Consider the following 25,933-nt stretch of genomic DNA (forward strand, 5'->3'; position numbering starts at 1 on the left):
TGGGTTTGGCAAGCAATATTGACCCTAACGGATGCAGATAACACGGCGAAGTCAGATTTGTGAATTGAAGCTGACTACAAGATCAGCGAAAATACGCCACCTTTGTGAATGACCCTCTCAGCTGGCGCCTGATTGCCGCCTGAAGCCAACAAGAAGATAACCTCTATGTCAAATACACTGCTGCAACAGGAAGTTGATAAACGCCGCACGTTTGCGATTATCTCGCACCCAGATGCGGGTAAAACCACCATCACCGAGAAGGTGCTGTTATTCGGACGTGCCATTCAAACGGCGGGAACCGTGAAAGGGCGTGGCTCTAACCAACATGCCAAGTCTGATTGGATGGACATGGAAAAAGAGCGTGGTATCTCGGTGACCACCTCGGTGATGCAATTTCCTTACAACGACTGCTTAGTGAACCTGCTCGACACACCAGGGCACGAGGATTTCTCGGAAGATACGTACCGGACACTGACCGCGGTCGATTCGTGCTTAATGGTGATTGATGCGGCGAAAGGTGTCGAGGATCGTACCCGTAAGCTGATGGAAGTCACCCGTTTACGTGATACTCCGATCATTACCTTTATGAACAAACTGGACCGTGATATTCGCGACCCAATGGAGCTGCTTGATGAAGTAGAAAGTGAGCTCAATATTGCCTGTGCGCCGGTATCGTGGCCGATTGGTTGCGGGAAAGGCTTCCAAGGTGTGTACCATATTCATCGTGACGAAAGCATTCTGTATCAATCAGGCCAAGGCCATACTATTCAGGATGCGCGTATCATTAAAGGCTTGAATAATCCTGAGTTGGATGAGGCGATTGGTGCAGACATTGCGCAAGATTTGCGTGACGAGTTGGAACTGGTGATGGGCGCGTCTCATGCGTTTGACCATGAACTGTTTTTAAGCGGTGAACTCACGCCTGTTTTCTTCGGTACCGCACTGGGTAACTTTGGTGTGGACCATATGTTGGATGGTCTGACCGAGTGGGCACCCAAGCCCATGGCTCGCCCAACCCATGATCGTGACGTCAAGGCTGACGAAGAGAAGTTCTCCGGCTTTGTATTTAAAATTCAAGCCAACATGGATCCACGCCACCGTGACCGGATTGCCTTTATGCGTATTGTCTCTGGGAAATACCAGCAAGGGATGAAACTGCGTCATGTGCGCCTCGGTAAACAAATCAATATTTCCGATGCGGTGACCTTTATGGCAGGAGATCGGTCACGGGCTGAAGATGCGTTTGCGGGTGATATTATTGGCTTGCACAACCATGGCACCATTCAAATTGGCGATACCTTTACTCAAGGAGAAGATCTGAAATTTGCGGGGATCCCGAATTTTGCCCCAGAGCTTTTCCGTCGGATCCGTCTCAAAGATCCATTGCGCCAAAAGCAGCTGCTTAAAGGTTTGATTCAGCTGTCTGAGGAAGGAGCCGTACAGGTGTTCCGTCCTTTGCAATCAAACGATTTAATTGTCGGTGCGGTCGGTGTCCTCCAGTTTGATATGGTAGTGGCACGCTTGAAAGCCGAATACAACGTGGATGCCTTGTATGAGCCGATTAATGTGGCCACCGCGCGTTGGGTAGAGTGTGGTGACGAGAAGAAGCTGGATGAATTTCAGCGTAAAAACCAAGCGAACTTGGCTTTGGATGGTGGCGACAACTTGACGTACATTGCGCCGACCATGGTGAATCTAAACCTCACGCAAGAGCGCTTCCCGGATATTGATCTCAGAGCGACCCGCGAACACTAAGCGGGGGAGAGGGTGGGATCGCCCGGTGTGATTACAAACGTGCACCGGATAGCGATGACGCTCTCCTCTTTCACGCCATGCTATACTGCCGTCTGTAACTAGACGGCTTTTTAATGGCATAAAGTTGACAAAGCAAGGATGCCGATGATGATAGCGAGGATTAAACGTTGGGTGGCACATTACGATGCCTGGTGTCAGCGAATGGGGCTTGGCGAGGATAACCGTCGCAGCTGTGTGCCTATCAAGCGTTCAGAAAAAACATCATCGACACCAACGTCTCAGCATGATTGATACGCATTGCCATTTTGATTTTTCTCCGTTTCGTGAGTCACCAGAGTCGTACTGGCAGGCGGCGCGCGAAAAGGGCGTGACGCGGATGGTGGTCCCTAGTGTTAGCGAGGATAACTGGTCGGCGGTGCTGTCACTGACTGAACGCCTGCATGGTGTATATGCAGGATTGGGACTACACCCATGTTTTCTCGATGCTCACACGGACACCAGCCTGGATAAACTGGAACGGGCATTGAGCGCGCGTCCTGGGCGCTGTGTTGCCGTCGGGGAAGCCGGGCTCGACTTTGTTGTCGCGAACCAAAATACCGCTCAGCAGCGCCAGCACGCGCTATTGGAGGGGCAGCTTTGGCTCGCACGTCACTATGATCTCCCCATCATTCTACACAGCCGCAAAGCGCATAACCCATTATTACGCGCGGTTAAAGCCTATCCAGGGATACGCGGGGTGTTACATGCGTTCAGTGGCAGTGAACAGCAGGGTAAACAGTTTATTGATGCGGGCCTGATGCTCGGGGTAGGCGGCACCGTCACCTATTCTCGCGCGCAAAAGACCCGCCGCGCCATTGCTCAGCTACCTTTGGATCACCTCGTCCTTGAAACCGATGCCCCCGACATGCCTTTGGCCGGATTTCAAGGAAAACCGAACACCCCCTCTCAGGTATTAAGGGTTGCTGATGTGGTTGCAGAGTTAAAAGGCTGTGATAAAGATCATCTCATGACCGAAACATCAGACAACGCTGAAAGATTGTTTGGCTTTGATTGAGCGGGAATGGGCAAAAGACAAACGTTTGCGGTTGCATAAGCTCACAAAACTAGATCAAAGTCATACTTATTGATGCATTACAAAATAGTTTTACAGCGAACTGTGATTGGAATATTACTTTAATGTGACTGCGATGCGTATAATCCCTCCCCGGAAGCCAAATTCCACTTTGTCGAGACGCCAACTTTTTACTTTGAGGATGCCAATATTATGAGCCTGCTGATGAGCGTGATTGGGATGGTTGTGCTGCTAGGGATAGCAGTTCTTCTTTCCGATAACCGCAAAGCCATTAACCTCCGTACCGTGGGTGGCGCATTTGCTATCCAACTCTTTTTCGGTGCTTTCGTACTCTATGTCGATGTCGGACGCGACATTCTGTACGGCGCATCACAATACGTTGCTAACGTCATCGCATACGGTGACGAAGGGATCAGCTTCATCTTCGGTGGGCTGGTTTCTGACAAAATGTTTGAACTGTTCGGCGGTGGCGGTTTCGTCTTCGCACTGAAAGTTCTTCCTGTCATTGTCTTCTTCTCCTCACTGATCAGCGTGCTTTACTACCTGGGTATTATGCAGGTTGTGATCAACGTGCTCGGTGGTGGTCTGCAAAAAGCACTGGGTACCTCACGTGCCGAGTCTATGTCAGCAACGGCTAACATCTTTGTTGGACAAACTGAAGCGCCCTTGGTGATCCGTCCATTCGTACCTCGTATGACGCAGTCAGAGCTGTTCGCGGTCATGTGTGGTGGTTTGGCCTCGGTTGCCGGTGGCGTACTGGCCGGTTATGCCTCTATGGGGGTTCCGCTTGAGTACTTGATTGCGGCATCATTCATGGCCGCACCAGGTGGTCTACTGTTTGCGAAAATTATCAAACCTGAAACCGACGAGCCGGTTGAGCAGATGGCTGACGCGACCGCTGAAGGTGCAGAGAAGCCAGCGAACGTGATTGATGCAGCCGCAGGCGGCGCTTCATCAGGTATGCAACTGGCGCTTAACGTTGGTGCGATGCTACTTGCGTTCATTGGTTTGATTGCCCTGATTAACGGCATGCTAGGCGGTATCGGCGGCTGGTTCGGTTACCCAGATATCACGCTGGAGCTGATCTTGGGTTACCTGTTCGCCCCGTTTGCATTCCTTATCGGTGTACCATGGGAAGAAGCAGTGGTCGCAGGCTCTTTCATCGGTCAGAAGATCGTGGTTAACGAATTCGTGGCTTACCTGAACTTCACGCAATACCTTGGTGACGGTGCGCAAGTTGTTGCAGCAACAGGCATGGAAATGACAGAGAAAACCAAAGCGATTATCTCGTTTGCTCTGTGTGGTTTTGCGAACTTGTCATCGGTGGCCATTTTGCTTGGCGGCCTCGGTGGTCTGGCGCCTAGCCGTCGTCCAGAGATTGCACGCTTTGGTGTCAAAGCGGTGATCGCTGGTACCTTGTCTAACTTGATGGCGGCGACCATTGCGGGCCTATTTGTCACCTTGACGCTGGCGGGCTAATCGTCTCATCGCGATAGCACACCGTGTTAAGCAAAACGCCACACAGACTGCCTGTGTGGCGTTTTTTTATTGGGCTTACGTTATGAGTATGCTTCAACCACCCGTCCTTGCTGAGGGGTGTATACTCATCACTAGAGGCTTGTGACAACATAAGGTAAAACCATGCAGGAAATTCTTCTCGCCCTCGTGGCCGGCTTTTTAGTGGGCGTATTGTTTAGTGCGATCAAACTCCCCATCCCCGCACCGCCTGTCTTATCCGGGGTGATGGGCATTGTCGGGGTGTATTTGGGCGGCGTCGGCTATCAGTGGATTGTGGCGCGTTTTTTCAGTTAGAAAGATTGGTTCCACCGCGCAACAGTGTATTTTTCAACATAAACGGTAAAATCTAGTTTTGCTGAAACGGCGTTGGTAAAATAAGTGAACGCCGTCAAAGTTTGCTGGCGCCACAATCCTTATTTTCCTCTCATGGTTAGCAACAAGGTGTGGCTAGCCCAATCAGAAACGTCCAACGGCGAAACCGCAAATACCCAGGTATTTGCACGCGGCAACAAGGATGGTTGGTTGAAGGCGGCGCGATGTCCAGCCTCAAACTTCATGGAGCCAAGTCCGCTGAGCAATGACCGGAAAACAAAACCGGTTGTTAATACAGTGGCCAACCCGATACCTGTTTGGCAAAAGAATGAGGACTGGAGATAACTAATGAACGAATTACAAACCGCGGCCCTACGCGCACTAAAACTGATGGATCTGACCACACTGAACGATGATGATACCGATGAAAAGGTGATCAGCCTGTGTCAGAACGCGAAAACCGCCGTTGGCAACACAGCAGCAGTTTGTATCTATCCGCGCTTTATCCCTATCGCCAAGAAAACACTGCGCGAACAAGGCACGCCAGAGGTGCGTATCGCTACCGTGACCAATTTCCCACACGGCAATGATGATATTGATATTGCGGTGGCAGAAACCAAAGCCGCGGTGGCATATGGCGCCGATGAAGTCGATGTGGTGTTCCCGTATCGCGCGCTGATTGCGGGTGACGAACAAGTGGGTGCTGAGCTGGTCAAACAGTGTAAAGCCGCATGTGGCAGCGACGTATTACTTAAAGTGATCATTGAAACCGGTGAGCTGAAAAGCGAGGCACTGATCAAGCGCGCGTCTGAGATTGCTATTGATGCAGGTGCTGACTTTATTAAAACCTCTACGGGGAAAGTGGCGGTGAATGCCACCCCTGAAGCGGCGGAGATCATGCTCAACGTGATCAACGATAAAGGCGTTGCAGAACGTGTTGGCTTTAAGCCAGCCGGTGGCGTGCGCACCGCAGAAGACGCGCAACAATACCTGGCGATGGCCGATCGCATTCTCGGCGACCAATGGGCCGATAACCGCCACTATCGTTTTGGCGCATCTAGCTTGTTGGCGAACTTACTCCACACCTTGGGTGAAGGCGAAAAAGCGGCTGAAGGTGGCTATTAATCAAGTTGCCACTCACCCAAACAGTGGGGCGATCGAGGGTCGTGTACTCGGTCGCTCACGTATTGAGCTAGTAAGGAGGATGCATGATCTTACCTCAGGAAATTATTCGTAAGAAGCGCGACAACATCGCGTTAAGCAAAGAAGAAATTTATTCTTTCATCCAGGGTGTGGCGAACGATTCGGTGTCGGAAAGTCAAATTGCTGCGTTTGCGATGGCGATTTACTTCAATGATATGACCATGGATGAGCGTGTGGCATTGACCTGTGCGATGCGCGATTCCGGTATGACCATCGATTGGTCACACATGCATTTTGATGGCCCCGTCGTGGATAAGCACTCGACAGGGGGCGTTGGTGATGTAACCTCGTTAATGCTGGGCCCTATGGTGGCGGCATGCGGCGGTTATGTGCCGATGATTTCAGGTCGTGGCTTGGGCCACACTGGGGGCACGCTGGATAAGCTGGAGTCGATTCCTGGCTATAACATCATGCCAAGCAACCAAGTGTTTGGGGAGGTGACCCGTGACGCCGGTGTCGCCATCATAGGGCAAACCGGCTCGTTAGCGCCTGCGGATAAACGCGTGTATGCCACCCGTGACGTCACGGCCACGGTAGATAATATTTCTTTGATCACCGCGTCGATTTTGTCGAAAAAACTGGCCGCAGGCCTGGATGCCTTGGTCATGGACGTCAAGGTGGGATCGGGCGCGTTCATGCCAACGTATAAAGATTCAGAGGCGTTGGCCAAATCGATTGTGGGAGTGGCCAACGGTGCTGGTACTAAAACCAGTGCCTTGCTGACGGACATGAACCAAGTGTTAGCCTCGTCGGCAGGCAACGCTTTAGAAGTGAAAGAAGCCGTTGATTTTCTCACCGGGCGCTACCGTAATCCACGTTTGTACAATGTGACCATGGCGCTATGCGCCGACATGTTGGTGGTCAGTGGGCTGGCAACCGATGTGAATCAAGCAAAACAAAAATTGGATCAGGCACTGGACAGCGGTCGCGCTGCCGAGTGTTTTGCCAAAATGATTGCAGGGCTAGGTGGGCCGGCTGACTTTGTTGAGTCGCCGGATCAATATCTGGCGACTGCATCCGTGATCAAACCTGTCTATGCCGAGCAATCAGGCATTGCCAATGCCATGGATACACGGGCATTGGGCATGGCTATTATAGAAATAGGTGGTGGCCGTCGGGTTGCCAGCGATAAAATTGATTATGCCGTTGGGTTGAACGAAATGATTCGTCTGGGGCAACAAGTGGATGAGCACACCCCGCTCGCCATGCTCCACGCTCAGACTGAAGAGCAATGGCAACAAGCGGCGAATGCGGTGCGAGCCGCAGTGAAAGTCGCTGATGAGGCGCCGAGTGCAACACCAGACGTTTATCGTCGCATCAGCTTACAAGACGTCTAATGGAGGCGATCATGAAACGCGCAATTGTATTAGTTTTAGACTCATTTGGTATTGGCGCCACTGAAGACGCCGTCAAATTCGGTGACCAAGGTGCAAACACCTTGGGCCACATTGCTCAAGCGTGTGCGAAGGGCGAAGCGGATAATGCGGATCGTCAAGGCCCCTTGTCTTTGCCTAACATGACCAAGTTGGGCTTGGGTAAAGCGTGTGAAGAGTCGTCAGGTTACTTCCCAGAAGGCTTAGACTCACATGCAGAGATTATCGGTGCCTATGCGCACGCCAAAGAGCTATCTTCTGGTAAAGACACCCCATCTGGCCACTGGGAAATTGCTGGTGTGCCTGTGTTGTTTGACTGGGGCTACTTCTCAGACTTAACCAACAGCTTCCCGCAAGATCTGCTTGATCGCATTGTTGAGCGAGCGGGTGTACCTGGCTATCTTGGTAACTGCCATGCGTCGGGCACTCAAGTGCTGGACGATCTGGGCGAAGAGCATATGAAAACTGGGAAGCCGATTTTCTACACCTCAGCGGACTCGGTGTTCCAAATTGCGTGCCATGAGGAAACCTACGGGCTCGATAACCTGTATGAGTTGTGCCAGATCGTGCGCGAAGAGCTGGAAGACTATAACATTGGTCGCGTGATCGCCCGGCCTTTCATCGGGCCAGCGAAAGGCCAGTTTGAGCGCACCGGTAACCGCCGTGACTTGTCTGTCGAGCCACCTTCTCCTACCGTGCTCCAAAAGCTGGTGGACGAAAAAGGAGGTGATGTGATCTCGATTGGTAAGATTGCGGACATTTACGCGCACTGCGGTATCACCAAGAAAATCAAAGCCACAGGCTTAGAAGCGCTGTTTGATGCAACCAAAGACGCCATCAAAGAAGCAGGCAATAACAGCTTGGTATTCACCAACTTTGTCGACTTTGACTCGGCGTACGGCCACCGCCGCAACGTAGCTGGCTATGCCGCGGCGTTGGAATACTTTGACCGTCGCCTACCGGAAATCATGGACATGCTTGAAGAAGACGATGTGTTATTGCTAACGGCTGACCATGGTTGCGATCCAACCTGGCCTGGCACCGATCACACCCGTGAGCATATCCCTGCATTGGTTTACGGCAAAAAAGTGCCTGCGGGTTCACTCGGTCGCCGCGAAACGTTCGCCGATATTGGCCAGTCCTTGGCGGAATACTTTGATGTGTCGCCAATGGATTACGGCAAGTCGTTCCTATAACGCGTTGACCCCCTAGATAAAAAGAGATGGCGAACAGCCATCTCTTTTTTTATCTCGGTTTCTCGTACTGGTCGCCGTATTGTTGTCGCTTTACCAAGATACACGCGCAGAACGACGAGTGAGCATGAGCGTTAATAGCACCCCCAACAAGAGAGCAAGGCCAATGAGGAGCCGGAATTCGGTCATATTCGATTGCAGCTGTTTTTTGGCTTCATTGATAACCGAGTGATGCTCAACGGTGAGACGGAGAAACCCGACAATATCGCCACCACGGCTTATCGGCGTCATCAGCTGCTGTCGTCCTTGGCTTTCTAGCCCCAGTGGGGTGGTTAATCCGACGGCGGTTTCCAGTGGTAAAGCATTCGTTGAGCGCACCACAGGACTGCCGTTGAGCTGATAGAAGCTGGCATCACGGATCAGCGGCTCGGTTGCCAGTTCATTGGCCATGGTTTGCAGAGGCTGATAGTTCTTATCAACCAAGGCATCATAGGCTTGTACCCCCACCTGGCGGGTCATCAGCTGGGCTAATTGATCGGTTTGCTGATACAGCGCTTGATACTGGCGCTGGCTGAGTGTGGTGCTGTAAAGCATTAAGGCGGCAATAGCACCGATCGTGGTGAGCAACATTCCCCACCAGGTCACCCGCCGTAGCGTTTTGCGCGAAATTGAAAACATACCTTCCTCAAGCCAGATAAACAGGATCAATTAGCACTGGAGCTTACTACGGTTTTTATGGTATCACAGCCTCATTGTGATTGATTCATTGACCAAGCTTGCTTGGAAATCGAAAGGAAAATATTGACCATGGATAAGGCCAACCCCTTGGCAATTCACCGTTCACCGCAACTTTACCGCCGTTTCCCAACGATGACGACGTCTGCTTTCTCGCGCCGCCGGCAAGGGGGATGGATTGTGTTTGGTGAGGTCATCGACCCCCGTCAGCTCGACGATATCCGTTTTTTTACCGGTGATGACGTTGAGGTCGTCGACGGCTGGCGTGTTGGGCCGTATGAGGTGTTATTGATCCGTGGTGAACTGACGGATGAGCATCGCACCGTGATTGAGGCGCTCGAGCTCGACTGCGCGGACTTACAGGCCCTGCCGGATTTAAGCAGACCTGGTTTGGCGGTGTTTGACATGGACTCCACCGCGATAGAAATAGAATGTATTGATGAGATTGCGGCACTCGCTGAAGTTGGAGAGGCGGTGTCTGCGGTTACCGAGCGTGCCATGTTGGGCGAACTTGATTTTGAGGCGAGCTTACGTCAACGCGTGGCGGCCTTGAAAGGCTCTGACGCGGCGATACTTGAGACAGTGAAAGCGCAGTTGCCGTTGATGCCAGAAATGGCGGATCTCGTGGCCAGTCTAAAAGCCTGCGGCTGGTATGTGGCGATTGCCTCTGGCGGTTTCACCCATTTTTCTGATCACCTACAGCGGCAATTAGGCTTGGACTATGCGGCGTCAAACCAGCTTGGGGTCAGAAATGGTCAATTGACCGGCGAAGTAGAAGGGAACGTCGTGGATGCACAACGAAAAGCGGATGTGTTGACCATGTTGGCGCAAAAGTACGATATTGCGCCGGAGAACACCTTAGCCGTTGGCGATGGCGCCAATGATCTGGCGATGATGGAGGCCGCTGGCCTTGGTATTGCCTATCATGCGAAGCCCAAAGTCAATGCGAAAGCGCAAGCGGCGGTCAAACATGCGTGGTTGGGCGGTGTGTTGTGTGTGCTCTCTGCCAGTATTCGTGATCGGATTAGCTGGCAGCCACGCTAATAAGCGCAACCTTGTGGCACCCACTTGGTGTGGCACCTACTGGATGCCGCTCTCTCTTTGCTATTGCCGCGGTCGATATCGTGCCGATTCATTCGTGCGTCGCCTGCGGCTATCGCCCCAGGCGCATTAGCACTTCATCGGTGACATCGACCAACTCACCGTAGGCACACAAGGCAACAAATTCGTCTTCCAGTTGGCGTGCTTTGTGGGTATCGCGTTTGAGCAAGCTGGATAACTGGGTGGCATCAATATCTTGTTCAGCATGGGCCAGCGGTGTCATCCGATTGCGTAGCACGGCAAACGCCCCGCCTTTTTGCGCCAACTGGATGAACTTACGTCTCGCGTCGTCAGATTCAAACTCACTATCGGCAAAGGTATGCACCGCACGCACCTTATCATCTTTCATGTCTATCCAGACAAAGTACTCGCGTACCAGCTCTTTCAGAGGCTGCGAGGGGCGTGTGACTTCATGGGTACGGGTGAGAATCTTATCCCCGAACACCGGGTAAAAAGACAGTTGGCGACCGCCGCCTGCGCGCTCGAGAAAGCGGTGCAAACGGCTGGGAGGCAGATTGATACCCACTGCAGGCACCGAGAGTACACCGTTATCACGTCGAACAAAATAAGGCTGCACGGTTAGGCGCGTGAGCAGCAATTGGTGCATGGCCCAAATCAAGGGAGGGTCGGGCAAACGTTCATCCAGCACGGTCAATTTGTCGAGGTTGTGCTCAATCAAGCGGCGAAGATACTGGCGACGACGGGTGTTGGGCGCTTCAGTGGTGAGCTTGAGTTGAATATTATCGCGTTTGGGGCTCACTCGAATCACCTGATACGGCATGTCGACTAACGGTGCGCGCGGGTCAATATTGACAAACGCATCGAGTGATACAGACACCAAGTCATCTTTCGCCCCTTGAAAAGGCTGCGCCAGTTTCAGGTTCAAGCCCCCCGAGGAAAAATCGACCAGTCTTCCCTTCAGCGCCCCCTGTTCTGGATGCACCAATGAGACCTCAGAGCGATAGGCATAACGTGGTTCACGACGTTGGGGCTGCCTATCAGATGAGATTAACTGTGCCGCGCACACTGGATTACGTTGGTGTAAAAAGCGTCGCAAGGCTTGACTGGATAACGACGGTTTGGGGTGGGATAAATAACTATCCTTGCTTTCGGTATGAGTCACATCTTGCACCAACGCGACGTGTGTGAGGGTTTTTAATGTGTTAAGCCAGTCCGGAGATACATCTTGCAAACGCTCAATGTCACCCGCATTAATGGCTGACATGGTCACCTTCAACACCCGCCATGAAGGACGCTTGGCACCCAGTTGCCAGAACAGGTGGCGCTCATCTTCGCTCATTTCGCTGGGCGAGGCAGAATAGAAGAAACGCTGCTTGTCTTTCTCTACATAAAAGCAATATAACAATAGCTGGCTGGTTGACGCTCCTTCCACTTGCAGTAACGCCAAACGCTTTGCATCAAAAATATGATTAATGACGGGTTGATTGCGGCTGTCGTGCCAGTAATCCCATAGCTCCCGATTTTGCCGCGTTTGTAATACGTACTCTAATTTGTCTTGCGCAAAGTAAAGCGGTAGCACACTGGTATGGTGCAAAAAGGACTGTTCATAGCTTTGCAGCTTGAGTGTGAGTAGCTTGTCCTCACCATCTTGTTTGCCACGAAAGTCGGGCGAGGCCATTTCTGTGTCGAGCGCTTGCTTAATCGCGTCACTGCTGGTGTCAAGCCGCAGCCGTAACCACACACTACTGGTGGACTCTTTGTTTTGATCGACGCCAATAATGCGATAACTCAACCCTTGCTCAAGATCGGGATCTTGATACTTTTGCCCCAGCGCGGTGAACTGCACTAATACTTCAGCGCTAGGCGGATAATCGAATGCTGCAGGGACACGCACTCGGCACCCTGAATTAGACAAGTCGCTGGTGACCCCATGTACCTCATACCCAGTATTCAGTGTTATTAATACTTGGGTAGCAAAATGGATGCGGCTTTCACTACGMGCTAAATAACGGCCAAAGGTGAGTTTCTCGGGTAACAATGCCGCTTGGGCCGTATCACTGACTGGGCCTTTTCCTTGTTGCTGAGTGTGTTTCTCTTGTTCGTGTTTGACGCGAAAGTTATTAGGGGTGTTGTGCAAATCTTCCCACAAGCCTTGGGTCATTTGCCCGTTGTATAAAGGCAAGCGCTCGTAATAGTGGTTAATTGCCACATCATCCAGCCAATGTGTTTGGCCGTTTAACTCGTATTGATGACATTCACCATCGACTTTGCCACGCAGATCGATGGCACGATTGCATGGCGTCATTAAACGTCTGATCTCCATTTTGATCAGCAGTTTGGCAGAGCTTGGCTCGTTAGCGGTGAGCTTATCGAGCAGCACCTCAAGTTTGGGGGTTTGGGACATCGGAAGCAGCTGCTCAATCAGTCCCTGGTAATCATCCTGCTTCATGGCAAAGTCTGGTAAAGTATTGTCCTTAATATAATAACGGCACCGATTCGAAAAAGTGTCGGAATAATTAATAAGATAGCAATCATTTTGTGAATTAGCTGACATCATACGTCTTGGAGAGCGAATGGCAAAAACAAAACGAGCCTACGTATGTAACGACTGTGGCGCGGATTTTCCCCGTTGGCAAGGGCAGTGCTCAGCCTGTGGCGCGTGGAACACCATTACAGAGGTGAGGCTAGCGGCGTCGCCTCAGGTCGCGCGCAATGAAAAGTATGCCGGGTATGCAGGCAGCGCCGAGGGGCAAGTCCAAACCCTGCAGGATATCGACCTACAAGAAGTGCCACGCCTGAGCAGTGGTTTTAAAGAGCTGGATCGTGTGCTCGGCGGGGGGATCGTCCCAGGGGCCGCTATTTTGATTGGTGGTAACCCGGGCGCAGGGAAAAGTACCTTGCTGTTGCAAACCATGGTGGGGCTCGCACACCATTTGCCGACCTTGTACATCACAGGGGAAGAGTCATTACAGCAAGTGGCGATGCGCGCCGATAGACTCGGGCTTGCCAAAGACCGCTTGAAGCTGTTGTCAGAAACGGGTGTGGAAACCATCTGTCAGGTGGCCAAAAAAGAACAACCGAAAATCATGGTGATTGACTCGATACAGGTGATGCATGTCGCGGATGTGCAATCTGCGCCCGGCAGCGTGTCACAGGTACGGGAGTCTGCCGCTGCATTGACGCGCTATGCCAAACAACACAATGTGGCGATTTTCATGGTGGGGCATGTGACTAAAGATGGCACGCTGGCCGGCCCCAAGGTGCTGGAGCACTGTATTGATTGTTCTATTTTGCTTGATGGCTCCAGCGATAGCCGTTTTCGCACGCTACGCAGTCATAAAAACCGCTTTGGTGCGGTCAACGAGCTTGGTGTGTTTGCGATGACTGGGCAGGGTTTAAAAGAGGTCAGTAACCCCTCCGCTATTTTCCTTTCACGTGGTGAGGAGCAAACCTCCGGTAGCTCGGTAATGGTGGTGTGGGAAGGCACTCGCCCTCTATTGGTAGAGTTACAAGCCTTGGTCGACTATTCACAATTGGCCAATCCACGCCGGGTGGCGGTGGGACTAGAGCAAAACCGTCTTGCCTTACTTCTGGCCGTTCTACACAAACACGGTGGGCTGCAAATGTCTGACCAAGATGTGTTTGTTAATGTGGTTGGCGGGGTTAAAGTCACCGAAACCAGTGCCGATCTTGCCCTGTTGTTAGCGCTGATATCGAGCTTTAGGGATCGCCCGCTGCCGAGAGAGCTGGTGGTCTTTGGCGAAGTCGGCTTGGCGGGAGAAATTCGCCCAGTGCCAAGTGGGCAAGAGCGCTTGATGGAAGCGGCAAAACATGGCTTTAAAAAAGCAGTCGTGCCCAAAGCCAACTTGCCGAAACAGCGTATTGAAGGGATGACGGTTTATGGCGTTAGCAAACTCTCCGACGCCCTGGATGTGCTAGAAGACTTGTAGTCGTGCGCAAGTACCAATAGCGAAGTGGTGGGCGATGATACGGCCCGTTGATCGAACAAAGGCGCTCGGTTTTATCATCGCTCTACTACCTCTACGACTCTATTATTTCTACTACATTGAGGCTTTTGTCGGTGTGGTTTGCACATCGGCTTCGCGCTGCTGGGCGGTGCTCAGTGGCGGCTCAGCGTCGGGCATATTGGCGACTTGTACCTGAGTTTCGACCAAGTTTTCCACTACCGCGACTAAATGTCCCCAACTGACGCGCTTCTCGTTTTCGAGCAAGGTATCAAACTGCTCAGCACTCCACTTAATAAACCGGCGCGGATTCAGCGCTCGTCCTAAAAAGCGGACTTCGTAGTGCAAATGAGGGCCAGTGGATAAACCCGTGTTACCCGACCAGGCAATCAAGTCGCCTTTCTTTACAAACTGCCCACTTCGCACATTAAACTTATCAAGATGGGCGTAGAGGGTCATAAAGCCAAAGGCATGGTCTATTTTTACAAAATTACCATAGCCTTTGCGGCGGCTGGGTCTGACATACTCCACCACGCCATCGGCCGGGGCATACACCGGAGTGCCGATGTCTGCGGTTAAGTCTAACCCCATGTGGAATTTTTCTTTGCCCGTTACTGGGTGCGTGCGTGAACCATACCCAGATGAACGGCGATAATTTTGAATCGGTTTACCATTAGGAATGAGCTGAAGCATGGTGTAGCGCACTGCGGAGTTAATCGCCGCCACATCAAGCCGATGGGTCAGTGAGGCGTCTTTGGCCACCGATTGCAGCCCCAGCATATCTTCCACTGTCACCACGCGCTGCGTCAGTGCAGTCAGCTCGACATCTTTGTTCTCGATGGTTTGTGACAGCTCATCGCGTTTTTGTTGCAACATGGCCACTTCATTATTCAATGCAGCACGCTCTTCACGTAACCGGTTAACCGCAGCTTCGGCTTCAGTGGAACGCTCGGAGAGTAAATAGAGGCTGGCAAAGGTCACGGTGAGAACGGCCAGCACTACTAACGCCAAAGTTTGCACTACCTTTTTACGGGTAGGGCAAAGCGTATAATGCTTCACACCATTTGGGTGTGAGATGGCGATATGAATATGATCTGTCATGACTGGTTACTGCTGGCCTGCGTTTGATACCGCCCATGACGATGTGGCGTTACGATTCTGACTCTGCCATTGGGTCGGTCAACTGCGCTAGCTCACGGTGAAGGAGTTCATCGTTGCCAACGTTGAGTTCAACAAGCCTTTTTAAATGACTGGCACTATCAATGTCAATGTGATCAATATAAAGATGGAGATAATTCTCGCAGTTATTGACCAGAATGCAGTCCATGTCTAATTCTACGTCAGAGTCATGCAGGTAAAAGACCAACGAGAATGCTGTGTGTTGCGGGTCTGCTTGCCAGTTCTCAGGACGGCTGAGCAACACACCCTTGAGAGACAAGTCGAGAACCTGCGCGTGCCACGCCTGTTCATCTTGCTTGAGTATCGCGGGGGCACGATACATCACGCGGGAAAACTTTCTACGCTCTGGCATGATCGCATCTCCTCAATCCTTTGAACTAAGTGTAGGCGATGCATGGCGGGCGACCTAATAATCTGCGCGGACGTATCGATTCTGAAACATTTTTTGGTGTTCTTGCGTAAGAAAGCGGACGGAGTGCGGTTTGTTGCGAGCCGCTTTACTTGCTAGGAGACAATTTACCTGCTGGGAGACAATAAAAAGGGCAGCTTTGGCTGCCCTCATTAGTGCGGCGTTACTTGGCAACGCGCTTGTATTTGATGCGGTGCGGCTCAGCCGCTTGTGCGCCCAGCGTTTTCTTCAACCAATCGGTGTACTCAGCAAAGTTACCTTCAAAGAAATTCACTTGGCCTTCATCACGATAGTCAAGGATGTGGGTGGCGATACGGTCAAGGAACCAGCGGTCGTGTGAAATCACCATGGCACAGCCTGGGAACTCAAGCAGGGCTTCTTCCAAGGCGCGTAGGGTTTCAACGTCCAGATCGTTGGTTGGCTCATCAAGCAGCAGGACGTTGCCGCCTGCTTTCAATAGCTTAGCCAGGTGGACGCGGTTGCGTTCACCGCCGGACAAATCGCCGATACGCTTCTGTTGATCGCTCCCTTTGAAGTTAAAGCGAGAGACATAAGCACGCGCAGGTAACTCAAAGTTATTGATGCGAATAATATCGGCACCTTCCGAGATCTCATCGTAAACGGTTTTGTTGTCGTCCATGCTATCACGGAACTGATCCACCGAGGCCAGTTGCACGGTGTCACCGACCTCTACGGTGCCTGCATCCGGTGTTTCGGTACCACTAAGCATTTTGAACAGTGTGGATTTACCGGCACCATTGGGACCAACGATACCGACGATAGCGCCTTTCGGGACGCTAAAAGACAGATCGTCAATCAATACGCGATCACCAAATGACTTAGTGAGGTTGTTAACTTCAATGACTTTATCACCCAAGCGTGGGCCGGGTGGGATAAACAGCTCATTGGTCTCGTTACGGCGCTGGTAATCGGAGGTGTTAAGCTCTTCAAAGCGTGCCATACGCGCTTTTGATTTGGCTTGACGGCCTTTCGGGTTTTGACGTACCCACTCAAGCTCTTTCTCAATGGTTTTCTGGCGCGCTTTTTCCTGGGAGGCTTCTTGCTTCAAGCGCACGTCTTTTTGCTCAAGCCACGATGAATAGTTGCCTTCCCAAGGGATGCCTTCACCACGGTCAAGCTCAAGGATCCAACCAGCGGCGTTATCAAGGAAGTAGCGATCGTGCGTAATCGCCACAACCGTGCCGGTATAGTCGACCAAGAAGCGCTCTAGCCATGCCACTGATTCGGCGTCCAAGTGGTTGGTTGGCTCGTCGAGTAGCAGCATATCAGGCTTCTCGAGTAGCAAACGGCAAATCGCCACACGGCGGCGCTCACCCCCAGACAGGTTTTTGATTTGCGCATCCCACTCCGGCAGACGCAGGGCATCGGCGGCACGCTCTAGGGCGTTATCAAGATTATGCCCATCTTTGGCCTGGATCAGTGCTTCCAGTTCACCTTGCTCTTGCGCCAAGGCATCGAAGTCGGCGTCAGGATCGGCATAGGCCGCGTAGACAGCGTCGAGACGCGTCAATGCATCTTTCACATCCGATACCGCCTCTTCAACGGTTTCCCGCACGGTTTTGTCTTCGTCTAGCGCTGGCTCTTGCGGAAGGTAGCCAATTTTAATGCCTGGTTGCACACGGGCTTCACCCTCAATTTCGGTATCGATACCGGCCATGATGCGCAATAGACTCGATTTACCGGCCCCGTTGAGGCCTAGCACCCCAATTTTGGCGCCTGGGAAGAAACACAAAGAAATATCTTTAAGAATTTGGCGCTTAGGTGGCACGATCTTGCTCACCCGCGACATGGTATATACGTACTCAGCCATTTCTGCTCACGCTACTCGTTGTGGTGTAAAAGACACTATTCTAACGTTAACTTTGCCAAGTTTAACAGTGATTGTCATATTCGGTGGGTAATATAGCCATGAACAGCAAACCATTTGCCAAAGCGCGAGGGAATTTGCTGATGCGATTGTTGTCTATTCGTTGTCACACATGCTGAATGTGACACATTCGTCACGGTGTTAATTGATTAGGAGCGACCTTTGACATGGAACGATTCATCGCTTTGTCCGGGCCTTTACGCAATGCATCTCACGCGGTGCGTCGTGGTGTCCGTGCCTTCTCCTGTTCACTGCGACCCGGACTTATTCTATGGGTTCTAGGGGCCGCTTTTTCTCCTTCTCTCGCGCTGGCGTCGGCGAGTCCAGACAGTGGGAAAATGACGCCTGCGCAGCGTCAATATGAGGCTGCTATTGATGCGATTGAGCGTGGTGAATTACGCCAATTTCGCCGCCTCAAAGCCAAGTTGCGTGATTATCCCCTTTATCCCTATTTAGATTACCGTGATTTTACTCGCAACCTTTCAGAAAAGTCGCCCACCTCGGTCACCAACTTTATTCAGCGTTACACCACCATGCCGTTTGCCAATAGTCTGCGTGCTGACTACCTGACACTACTGGCGAATCGAAAAGATTGGGCAACCTTGGTCGCTTTCCAGCCCGATGTACCAAGAGGGGAGCGTTATCAATGCCAGTATTATTATGCTCACAGCCAGGCTGGCAATCGTGCATTAGCGCGCAGTGGCGCGAAATCACTCTACTTGTCTGGCCAATCAGTCGACAGTGCATGCGATCCCTTATTTGATTACCTCTCCGAGCAAAAGCAACTCACTGGTGATTTAATCTTGCGGCGGATGTTGCTGACCTTTGAGGGGCGCAATCGCAGCTTAATGCATTACCTACAAGAGCAACTTCCCAACACTCACCAAGCGGTGGGAAAGCAAGTTATTGATCTTTATGACAAGCCTGAACAAGTTGCTGACTTTTCCAAGCGAAGCAAAGTGACACCCTTTAACCAAAAGCTGACTCGTCTTGCGTTTGAGCGACTGGCGCGTAAAGACGAAGCGCAAGCCATTCGCCATTTTCGTCGCACCGTAGAAGGGCAGCATTATGACAAAGGTGAACGACAAGCCATTGCTGATTATCTTATTGGCCAACTGATGAATGACGATGAGCCGGCGCTTGCGGGGTGGCGTGATCGTATGCTGAGACAAAGCGACGATGATGGTCTGCTCGAGCGACGGTTTCGCTTGGCGTTGGTGGAAGGTGATTGGCACGTATTGAATCAATGGCTTTCACTGCTCAGTGATGAGGCGAAACAATCACTAAAATGGCGATATTGGCAAGCACGGATTCAGTTAGAGCTTGGCGACAGTCACGCGGCGAATCAGGCGTTTGAAACCCTGTTGGGTGAGCGCAATTTTTACAGTGTGGCTGCCGCTCAGCACCTAGAAAAGCCGATCCATATCCCTTCGCGTACTGCGGTGTTGAAAGAGGCGGGTCTGATGCCTGTCAATGATGTGCTGGCGCGAGTCGATGAGCTGATTGCGCTTGATAAAATCTACGCGGCGAAGCGCGAGTGGTATTATGTGTTACAGCGCGCCAGTGATGAGCAAATTGCGCTCCTGGCCGCTTATGCCAATAAACAGCACTGGTATCATCTTGCAGTACAAGCCACCATTGCCGGAAAAATGTGGGACCACTTATCGTTGCGTTTTCCGCTGGCTCATCAGTGGTGGTTTGAGTTTTTCAGTCGCGAACGTGGGGTAGATAAAACCACATTGATGGCACTGTCGCGCCAAGAAAGTGCCTTCTTTACCCGAGCTGTGTCTCATGTGGGGGCGAGAGGCTTGATGCAATTGATGCCGCGTACGGCACGTGAAACCTCGCGTCGGTTAGGGTTTGATTATCAAGGGCCGGCCAGTCTTAGCGATCCGGGCGTGAATATTCGTTTGGGCAGTGGTTATTTGAAAATGATGCTTGATCGCTTCGATAGTAATCGCGTTCTCGCTTTTGCGGCATACAATGCCGGACCACATCGAGTGAGCCGCTGGCTGGCACGTTCGAAAGGGCACATGGATGCCATTGCTTTCATCGAGTCGATCCCGTTTTATGAAACGCGCCATTATGTGCAGAACGTGTTGATGTTCGATATCTATTATCGCCAACTTTTAGGTGAGCCCGTGCAGTTTTTAAGAGCACACGAGCTGGCACAGCGTTATTAATGTTACAATCGCGACCATCACGTAAAGAGCGAGAGGAATCCATGTCGCAATCGCCTGCATTTTCTGGTTGGCAAGATGTTATCGCGCTAGTGCGCCGTGCTGGACAAGATGATAATGATGATGCCTTGTTGACGGCCTTACTGACCCCCGACGAGCGAGACACCTTGGTGGCTCGGATTAATATTTTGCATGAGTTGTTAGAAGGGAGAATGAGTCAGCGCCAGTTGAGTCAATTATTGGGCGTGGGGATCGCGACCGTCACACGCGGCTCGAATGAGTTAAAGCGGATGGATGACGAGACCAAAAATTGGCTGGCTGATTTATTGAAACGTGAAGCTGAACAGTCCACCTCATCGACCTAATCCACAAAGCCTTAAATAGACAAACAACGGCGCCATTAGGTGCCGTTTTTATTGGCGTTAACGATACAAGTGCGGGTGCATAAACGGAATCAGCGCCATGATTAGCGCTTGATGGTAAACACTTGAGCGGGTTAATCGGTGCCCGGTGAGCATGCCAATGGCGCCCCCTTTTTGTTTAACATTTTCAGTGGCAAACATTCTGTCCATCACATCGCCAAGCTCTTCGCCTTGGTGCAGAGCGTCCAACGCCTCTGGAGGGAGAGGCAGCGAGGCTGAGCGTGCCTCGCCTTGCGTTGTCCCATCATCTATCATCATCCATGCAAAGGTATGTTGACCATCTAAGCCTGCTTCTACCCCGACGTAAAAGTCTCCTTCGTATTCCGCTTTGGCGTGGCGAACGCGGTTACACGCGCCGGCATAGGTCTCTTGCTCTGTCATTGGTTGCTCTGCCACGCCACTGGCGACGGAAACGCCCGTAAAGGTGAAAAGTGTGTCGGGAAAAGCGTCATAAAACGCGGCCTCAACCGCAGCGATTTTAGCGGGGTTTTTGGACGTGGCGATCACCTGTTTCATGCGCCCAGCTCTCCTTTTTGTGTTGGTAGGCGCGTTGCAGTATACGCCAACGGAGGGGTAAACGCAGCATTCCAAAAACATGACTGGCATCAGTCGGTTGGCCGACTTCGCTTAAGCCAATTCGCATTTTTTGGTGCCCTTTGCGTGGCTGAGGTACATAGGTATTAAACCAGCGATCCCAGCATGAAAGGTTGAACCCGTAATTGGCGTTGCATTCATGAAAACGGGTGGAGTGATGCACCCGGTGCATATCTGGTGTGACGATAAAGCGGCGCAGCCAAGCGTCTAGGTGCTTGGGGAGACGAACATTGCTGTGATTAAACATTGCCATCCCGCTGAGTAGCGTTTCAAACACGATCACGGCGACAACAGGTGCGCCAAGTAGCGCGACTAACACGCACTTAATGGCCATCGACAGCCAAATTTCCACCGTGTGAAAACGCGCGCCTGTGGTGACATCAATGTCCATATCGGCATGATGCACTAGATGCAGCCGCCACAGCCATGGTACCTGGTGGAAGAGTTTGTGTTGGTACCAAATCGCCATATCCATCACAACTAATGTGACGAGAACCGCGACCCATTCAGGGAGCGAAAGCTGATTAAAAAAACCAAAACCCGAGGCGGCGGCAAAACTGGCCGCACCCACTGCAGAAATTGGTGCCAGTACTCGCAACGTGAGGGTATTAAATACAGTCAATAAGATATTCCCTGACCAACGCTCTCGCCGCGTGCGAGTGAGCTTGCGCTTCGGCCACCGCCATTCGGCGACGAGCATTACCAACAGTACCAAGACAAACAGGCTGAGCCTAAACCCGGCTTCGTGCGCTTCAATCCAATTCATAACCACTCCTCATTTATAGAGAGTTTACTCGATAAACCCTGCCAACGTTTAGCGCAAATGGTGAAAATAGAAGGTTGGATCCTGGGTGTCAGGCAACTAATCTGTTGACTAACAGTGCTGTATTTCTCCGTGCTGACTGACCACGTAACGTGAAGGGGGAGGGAGCGTGTCAACGAGCTTGCATGATGTATACCTGGCCCGCCAAGCGATAAAGCCAGTGGCGGCGCGCACACCGCTTGTTTATTCACCGATGCTGTCTCAGCGTTATCATGCCCAAATCTGGCTCAAGCTCGAAACAAGTCAGCCGACGGGTGCGTTTAAGTTACGAGGCGCGACCTATGCATTGAGTCGGTTGCCCAAGGCGCTGCGTGAGCGTGGTGTGATCACCTGCTCGACAGGCAACCATGGCCGTGCACTTGCCTATGCGGCCAAGCAGCTTGGGATCCCGGCGACCGTATGTCTCTCTTCGTTAGTACCTGACAACAAAGTGGACGCTGTTAAAGCAATGGGCGCGCAAGTGTGGGTCGTGGGGCGTTCGCAGGATGAAGCTGAACAAGCCGCGCTTGAGGCCGTTTCGCGTGATGGGTTGTGTTATATCCCTCCCTTTGATCATCCTGATATTATTGCCGGACAAGGGACCATTGGGCTTGAGATCCTTGAAGATGCGCCAGATGTTGATGTGATTGCAGCCGGCTTATCGGGAGGCGGCTTGGTGGGAGGACTTGGCTTAGCGGCGCGTACCATCGCCCCACATATCGACCTAATTGGCGTCTCAATTCGCGATGGGGCTGCGATGCATGAAAGCATCATAGCGGGTAAGCCAGTGGCTGTGCCTGAATCTGAATCGTTGGCAGATAGCCTGGGTGGAGGCATTGGCCTTAATAATCAATACACCTTTTCTTTGGTGCCTAAAGTGATGACGCAACATTATCAAGTGGATGAAGCGTTTATCGCCCGTGCGATGATCGATATGTGGCAGTGCGAAAATAGGTGGGTAGAAGGTGCCGCCGTAGTGGGATTGGCCGCGGCATGTCAGCACCAGTTAGAGTGGCAGGACAAGAAAGTGGTGATTGTGGTCAGTGGAAATAATGTATCAACCGATACCCTGACAGCGGTCATGGCATTAAGTGAGCAGGCTCGCTCTTAGCTTGTGGTTGAATTTGGTGAGTGTCAAAGGAGCCCGTATGCAGCTATATCATCGTCAGCAAATCGAATCTGTTGCGACGTTTAACCCGCACAGTCTCAGTGTGATTGAAAATGCGTTCAGTGCCTTGGGGCGTGGCGAGGTAACCATGCCTCCTGTGTTAAGCATGGCCATTCACGAGCACAACGGCGAAGTCGATGTGAAAACCGCTCACATCAAAGGTGCTGAGCGATTTGCGATTAAAGTCAGCCCTGGCTTTTTTGATAATCCGTCGATAGGTCTACCGAGCCTTAATGGTTTGATGGTGGTTTTCTCTGCATCAACCGGTTTGGTGGAGGCCGTGCTGTTTGATGAAGGATACCTGACTGATTTACGTACGGCTCTAGCCGGCGCGTTAAGTGCCAAGTATTGCGCGCGTGATGATGCCAACATTGTCACTGTGTTGGGGGCGGGCACGCAAGCAAGGTTACAAGTGTCTGCGCTCAAACTGGTTAGAGAAATAGACACGGTGCATGTTTGGGCACGAGACAATGCACAAGCAAGGCAGTATAAAGCAGAGGTTGAGGCCGAACTGGGAGTGCGAGTGATCCCTCACCAAGATGTGGCACAGGCTTGTCAACAGGCCGATATTATTGTCACCACGACACCGGCTAAGCAGCCGATTTTGCATTGGCAAGACATTCCCAAGGGCGCCCATGTCACGGCGATGGGCTCGGATAGTGCAGAGAAGCGCGAGCTTGATCCTCATATTTTGCACAATGCCGACTGGGTGCTGGTGGATAGACGTGCTCAGTCTGAGGTGTTGGGTGAGCTAAAAGGGCTGGCATTGTCACGATGTGTGGAAGAGTTAGGCAAAACGGTGGCGTCGGGGCGTCCCATCGCGCGAAGTGATGAGGCGGTCACCGTGTGTGATTTAACGGGAACAGGCGTGCAAGACACTGCCATAGCAAACTACGTGGTCAGTGCATTGCACCATACTCATGGCTCGGGCGATGCTGGGGCATTATAATAAAAACCAAAAAGCATAACTTATTACATTATAAGTGTTTTTAACGTCACAGTTATTGCACAGTCATGTAACACAAAAGTTAAAACTTGCAGGTTTTGTTCAATTAATTATATCTTGTGCTTTGATAATTAGGCATAAGATCACGTTTCTTTTAATAGCTTGTTTCTATTGAAGTTATTTCTTTTTACTAATGATGGGTCTCTCAGAATTGAGACACGTCTAGTTAGTGTAAAAAGGAATGATAAATGCACAAACACAGCTCTCTTGCGCTGATTATCGGCGCACTTTTTCACAGCTCCGGGGTGTGGGCGATGGCCCAAGTGCCAGATCCTGTCGACCCTCCCACCGATCCAGAGCCACAAGCGTGTGTATCACTGGTTGGCAATACTAGCATCGATGGCAGCCGCACCAGTGAAGAGCGTTGCTTGCCCGGTGACGATCCCTTTACGGCCGAACAGTGGCATTTGCTCAACCGTGGTCAAAATGCCTTTGCCCGAGAGGGTGGCCAACCAGGCAATGATCTCAACGTATGGTTAGCCCATCGCCAAGATGTGCTGGGACAAAACGTTAACGTTGCCGTCGTCGACGATGGGTTAGAAATTGCCCATCCCGATCTGGCCGCTAACGTCCGTGCTGGAAAGTCCTATGACTTTGTGGAACGTGATGATGACCCGACACCGGAGGGCTGGAACAGTCGCAATACCGCCCATGGTACCTCGGTCGCGGGGATCATCGCGGCGGTTCGTGATAATGGTATTGGTGGGATGGGGGTAGCACCGCTTGCCAACTTGCAAGGCTATAACTACCTCGCATATCAAAGCCAGAATGCGTGGGAGATCAGCCATGGCCGCGAGGGCTATTCGGATGATGTCCGCATATTCAACCAAAGCTATGGTGGCTCAGGCATCCGCAGTTATCCCTATAGCGATGACCCAATGAGCTATGCTGGTCGCCAGAACGCCCAATACAAAAAAATGAGCACGGAAGCCTTTGGCGGACTGGGTGCGGTATTCATCAAATCAGCGGGTAATGGCTATAAGCGTACCTCGTTTAATCGTCAGCGCTTCGGTCCTGTGGATGAGAACCATGGTTTACCGTGGCAGAACAGCAACCAATCATCCAGTAATGCTAATTACTGGAACGTGACGGTGAGTGCGTTGAATGCGGATGGTGAGCGCTCATCTTATTCCTCCGTGGGTAGCAGCGTCTTCTTGACCGCGCCAGGTGGGGAGTATGGCACCAATAAACCGGCACATATCACCACAGATTTGACAGGCTGTACGATGGGTTACAACCGCGACGATCGTATTCCTTATGATTCACACGATTTACACGGTGGGACAGAGATAGACAACACCTGTGATTTCAACAGCGTGATGAACGGGACATCTTCGGCCGCGCCAAATACTTCAGGGGCATTTGCGTTGATGATGTCAGCTTATCCAAATCTGTCTCAGCGCGATATTCGCCACCTATTAGCGACGACGGCGACACGCGTGGATGCAGACGATGCCGATGTGCTTTTAACCTATCAAACGGCATTTGGTGGTGAGCGTACGGTGACTGGCCTAGAAGGTTGGCAGCAAAATGCCGCGGGGCGCTGGTATAGCCCAACCTATGGCTTTGGTTTGATTGATGTTAATGCAGCACTCGAAGCCGCGAAGACCTATCAGTCTCTCCCTGCACAAGTATTCACGGATTGGACGTGGTCTTATCACAACCAAGAGGGTGAAACTGGGTTAACGATTGCGGATGCCGGGTCGGTTGCGACAGCAGACAGTGTGCAAGTCGCTGATAACCTCACCATCGAGGCGGTACAAGTGCGGACTTCGATCGAGCATAGCCGTATGTCAGATCTGCTGATTGAACTCGAGTCCCCTTCTGGTACCCGTAGCGTGCTGATGTCTCCACGCAATAGCATGCTATCGAACACCCTAGATAGCACCTACCCAGAAGGCTTTACTGACCACCTGATGCTTAGCCATAAGTTCAATGGTGAAGTATCGCAAGGTCAATGGACACTCTACGTCACAGATACGGACGGCAAGACGCGTCAATACAGCTTAGGGGGTGAGGTGAAGTCGATGGCAAATAACAGCGTCGATGGTAAATTGACGCAATGGTCACTGCGTGTCATTGGTCACCGCGGTTAAT

At 51.7% G+C, this 25,933-nt stretch carries 22 protein-coding genes; 15 read left to right on the forward strand and 7 right to left on the reverse strand.

Features of this window, described 5'->3' with window-relative positions:
* The first annotated feature begins 165 nt into the window (after positions 1–165).
* From prfC to BZG13_RS10070, 8 genes are all read left to right on the forward strand, one after another.
* A complete protein-coding gene (gene prfC / locus BZG13_RS10040) occupies positions 166–1,755 on the forward strand; it encodes a peptide chain release factor 3 (RefSeq protein WP_077486520.1) in 1,590 nt (529 codons plus the stop codon).
* Between the two features lie 144 nt (positions 1,756–1,899).
* Positions 1,900–2,046, forward strand: coding sequence for a hypothetical protein (locus BZG13_RS15290; RefSeq protein WP_155522567.1), 147 nt, complete (start codon positions 1,900–1,902; stop codon positions 2,044–2,046).
* Positions 2,039–2,809: a TatD family hydrolase gene (locus tag BZG13_RS10045; protein ID WP_077486521.1), complete on the forward strand. Its 771-nt coding sequence runs from the start codon at positions 2,039–2,041 to the stop codon at positions 2,807–2,809. The genes BZG13_RS15290 and BZG13_RS10045 overlap by 8 nt, the downstream gene beginning before the upstream one ends.
* Before the next feature lie 210 nt (positions 2,810–3,019).
* A complete protein-coding gene (locus BZG13_RS10050; RefSeq protein WP_077486522.1) occupies positions 3,020–4,306 on the forward strand; it encodes a NupC/NupG family nucleoside CNT transporter in 1,287 nt (428 codons plus the stop codon).
* 162 nt (positions 4,307–4,468) lie between these two features.
* A complete protein-coding gene (locus BZG13_RS10055; RefSeq protein ID WP_069362770.1) occupies positions 4,469–4,639 on the forward strand; it encodes a XapX domain-containing protein in 171 nt (56 codons plus the stop codon).
* A 366-nt stretch (positions 4,640–5,005) separates the two neighbouring features.
* Positions 5,006–5,782: a deoxyribose-phosphate aldolase gene (deoC, locus tag BZG13_RS10060; protein ID WP_077486523.1), complete on the forward strand. Its 777-nt coding sequence runs from the start codon at positions 5,006–5,008 to the stop codon at positions 5,780–5,782.
* 83 nt (positions 5,783–5,865) lie between these two features.
* Positions 5,866–7,197, forward strand: a complete 1,332-nt coding sequence (gene deoA / locus BZG13_RS10065) for a thymidine phosphorylase (RefSeq protein WP_077486524.1) — start codon at positions 5,866–5,868, stop codon at positions 7,195–7,197.
* Between the two features lie 11 nt (positions 7,198–7,208).
* Entirely contained in the window at positions 7,209–8,429 is a 1,221-nt protein-coding gene (locus BZG13_RS10070) for a phosphopentomutase (protein ID WP_077486525.1), read from the forward strand.
* Positions 8,430–8,519: 90 nt separating this feature from the next.
* Here BZG13_RS10070 and BZG13_RS10075 read toward each other — a convergent pair whose 3' ends face one another.
* On the reverse strand, positions 8,520–9,104 hold the full coding sequence (locus tag BZG13_RS10075; protein ID WP_077486526.1) for an AhpA/YtjB family protein: 585 nt from the start codon (positions 9,102–9,104) through the stop codon (positions 8,520–8,522).
* Positions 9,105–9,233: 129 nt separating this feature from the next.
* Here BZG13_RS10075 and serB point away from each other — a divergent pair, with 129 nt between their 5' ends.
* Positions 9,234–10,205 carry a phosphoserine phosphatase gene (gene serB, locus BZG13_RS10080; RefSeq protein ID WP_077486527.1) on the forward strand — a complete coding sequence of 324 codons (972 nt, stop codon included), beginning with the start codon at positions 9,234–9,236 and terminating at the stop codon, positions 10,203–10,205.
* 109 nt (positions 10,206–10,314) lie between these two features.
* Here serB and BZG13_RS10085 read toward each other — a convergent pair whose 3' ends face one another.
* Complete coding sequence (locus tag BZG13_RS10085) at positions 10,315–12,672, reverse strand: PilZ domain-containing protein (RefSeq protein ID WP_158074881.1); 2,358 nt, start codon at positions 12,670–12,672, stop codon at positions 10,315–10,317.
* Between the two features lie 124 nt (positions 12,673–12,796).
* Between BZG13_RS10085 and radA the strand changes: the two genes are divergently transcribed.
* Entirely contained in the window at positions 12,797–14,173 is a 1,377-nt protein-coding gene (radA, locus tag BZG13_RS10090) for a DNA repair protein RadA (RefSeq protein ID WP_046075145.1), read from the forward strand.
* 111 nt (positions 14,174–14,284) lie between these two features.
* On the opposite strand, the gene BZG13_RS10095 is transcribed toward radA, so the two are convergent.
* From BZG13_RS10095 to ettA, 3 genes are all read right to left on the reverse strand, one after another.
* Positions 14,285–15,289 (reverse strand): M23 family metallopeptidase, encoded by a 1,005-nt coding sequence (locus BZG13_RS10095; RefSeq protein WP_077486529.1) that lies wholly within the window; start codon positions 15,287–15,289, stop codon positions 14,285–14,287.
* Between the two features lie 49 nt (positions 15,290–15,338).
* Positions 15,339–15,719 (reverse strand): PilZ domain-containing protein, encoded by a 381-nt coding sequence (locus BZG13_RS10100; protein ID WP_069362779.1) that lies wholly within the window; start codon positions 15,717–15,719, stop codon positions 15,339–15,341.
* A 220-nt stretch (positions 15,720–15,939) separates the two neighbouring features.
* On the reverse strand, positions 15,940–17,607 hold the full coding sequence (gene ettA, locus BZG13_RS10105; protein WP_077458796.1) for an energy-dependent translational throttle protein EttA: 1,668 nt from the start codon (positions 17,605–17,607) through the stop codon (positions 15,940–15,942).
* Between the two features lie 224 nt (positions 17,608–17,831).
* Here ettA and sltY point away from each other — a divergent pair, with 224 nt between their 5' ends.
* Positions 17,832–19,847 carry a murein transglycosylase gene (gene sltY / locus BZG13_RS10110; RefSeq protein WP_077486530.1) on the forward strand — a complete coding sequence of 672 codons (2,016 nt, stop codon included), beginning with the start codon at positions 17,832–17,834 and terminating at the stop codon, positions 19,845–19,847.
* A gap of 41 nt (positions 19,848–19,888) precedes the next feature.
* A complete protein-coding gene (gene trpR, locus BZG13_RS10115; RefSeq protein ID WP_046075150.1) occupies positions 19,889–20,209 on the forward strand; it encodes a trp operon repressor in 321 nt (106 codons plus the stop codon).
* A 57-nt stretch (positions 20,210–20,266) separates the two neighbouring features.
* Here trpR and yjjX read toward each other — a convergent pair whose 3' ends face one another.
* On the reverse strand, positions 20,267–20,782 hold the full coding sequence (yjjX, locus tag BZG13_RS10120; RefSeq protein ID WP_077486531.1) for an inosine/xanthosine triphosphatase: 516 nt from the start codon (positions 20,780–20,782) through the stop codon (positions 20,267–20,269).
* Positions 20,745–21,626, reverse strand: coding sequence for a sterol desaturase family protein (locus tag BZG13_RS10125; protein ID WP_077486532.1), 882 nt, complete (start codon positions 21,624–21,626; stop codon positions 20,745–20,747). The genes yjjX and BZG13_RS10125 overlap by 38 nt, the downstream gene beginning before the upstream one ends.
* A 166-nt stretch (positions 21,627–21,792) precedes the next feature.
* Here BZG13_RS10125 and eutB point away from each other — a divergent pair, with 166 nt between their 5' ends.
* From eutB to BZG13_RS10140, 3 genes are all read left to right on the forward strand, one after another.
* Positions 21,793–22,773 (forward strand): hydroxyectoine utilization dehydratase EutB, encoded by a 981-nt coding sequence (gene eutB, locus BZG13_RS10130; RefSeq protein ID WP_077486533.1) that lies wholly within the window; start codon positions 21,793–21,795, stop codon positions 22,771–22,773.
* A gap of 37 nt (positions 22,774–22,810) precedes the next feature.
* On the forward strand, positions 22,811–23,779 hold the full coding sequence (locus BZG13_RS10135) for a cyclodeaminase (RefSeq protein ID WP_077458790.1): 969 nt from the start codon (positions 22,811–22,813) through the stop codon (positions 23,777–23,779).
* Between the two features lie 245 nt (positions 23,780–24,024).
* Entirely contained in the window at positions 24,025–25,932 is a 1,908-nt protein-coding gene (locus BZG13_RS10140) for a S8 family serine peptidase (protein WP_198935515.1), read from the forward strand.
* Position 25,933 lies beyond the last annotated feature (1 nt).

The sequence above is a fragment of the Salinivibrio sp. ML323 genome (assembly GCF_001995745.1).
Taxonomy (GTDB): Bacteria; Pseudomonadota; Gammaproteobacteria; order Enterobacterales; family Vibrionaceae; genus Salinivibrio; species Salinivibrio kushneri.

Coding starts and splice junctions, on each gene's coding strand:
- prfC (WP_077486520.1), top strand. CDS start 166: ATGTCAAATACACTGCTGCAACAGGAAGTTGATAAACGCCGCACGTTT.
- BZG13_RS15290 (WP_155522567.1), top strand. CDS start 1,900: ATGATGATAGCGAGGATTAAACGTTGGGTGGCACATTACGATGCCTGG.
- BZG13_RS10045 (WP_077486521.1), top strand. CDS start 2,039: ATGATTGATACGCATTGCCATTTTGATTTTTCTCCGTTTCGTGAGTCA.
- BZG13_RS10050 (WP_077486522.1), top strand. CDS start 3,020: ATGAGCCTGCTGATGAGCGTGATTGGGATGGTTGTGCTGCTAGGGATA.
- BZG13_RS10055 (WP_069362770.1), top strand. CDS start 4,469: ATGCAGGAAATTCTTCTCGCCCTCGTGGCCGGCTTTTTAGTGGGCGTA.
- deoC (WP_077486523.1), top strand. CDS start 5,006: ATGAACGAATTACAAACCGCGGCCCTACGCGCACTAAAACTGATGGAT.
- deoA (WP_077486524.1), top strand. CDS start 5,866: ATGATCTTACCTCAGGAAATTATTCGTAAGAAGCGCGACAACATCGCG.
- BZG13_RS10070 (WP_077486525.1), top strand. CDS start 7,209: ATGAAACGCGCAATTGTATTAGTTTTAGACTCATTTGGTATTGGCGCC.
- BZG13_RS10075 (WP_077486526.1), bottom strand. CDS start 9,104: ATGTTTTCAATTTCGCGCAAAACGCTACGGCGGGTGACCTGGTGGGGA.
- serB (WP_077486527.1), top strand. CDS start 9,234: ATGGATAAGGCCAACCCCTTGGCAATTCACCGTTCACCGCAACTTTAC.
- radA (WP_046075145.1), top strand. CDS start 12,797: ATGGCAAAAACAAAACGAGCCTACGTATGTAACGACTGTGGCGCGGAT.
- BZG13_RS10095 (WP_077486529.1), bottom strand. CDS start 15,289: ATGACAGATCATATTCATATCGCCATCTCACACCCAAATGGTGTGAAG.
- BZG13_RS10100 (WP_069362779.1), bottom strand. CDS start 15,719: ATGCCAGAGCGTAGAAAGTTTTCCCGCGTGATGTATCGTGCCCCCGCG.
- ettA (WP_077458796.1), bottom strand. CDS start 17,607: ATGGCTGAGTACGTATATACCATGTCGCGGGTGAGCAAGATCGTGCCA.
- sltY (WP_077486530.1), top strand. CDS start 17,832: ATGGAACGATTCATCGCTTTGTCCGGGCCTTTACGCAATGCATCTCAC.
- trpR (WP_046075150.1), top strand. CDS start 19,889: ATGTCGCAATCGCCTGCATTTTCTGGTTGGCAAGATGTTATCGCGCTA.
- yjjX (WP_077486531.1), bottom strand. CDS start 20,782: ATGAAACAGGTGATCGCCACGTCCAAAAACCCCGCTAAAATCGCTGCG.
- BZG13_RS10125 (WP_077486532.1), bottom strand. CDS start 21,626: ATGAATTGGATTGAAGCGCACGAAGCCGGGTTTAGGCTCAGCCTGTTT.
- BZG13_RS10135 (WP_077458790.1), top strand. CDS start 22,811: ATGCAGCTATATCATCGTCAGCAAATCGAATCTGTTGCGACGTTTAAC.
- BZG13_RS10140 (WP_198935515.1), top strand. CDS start 24,025: ATGCACAAACACAGCTCTCTTGCGCTGATTATCGGCGCACTTTTTCAC.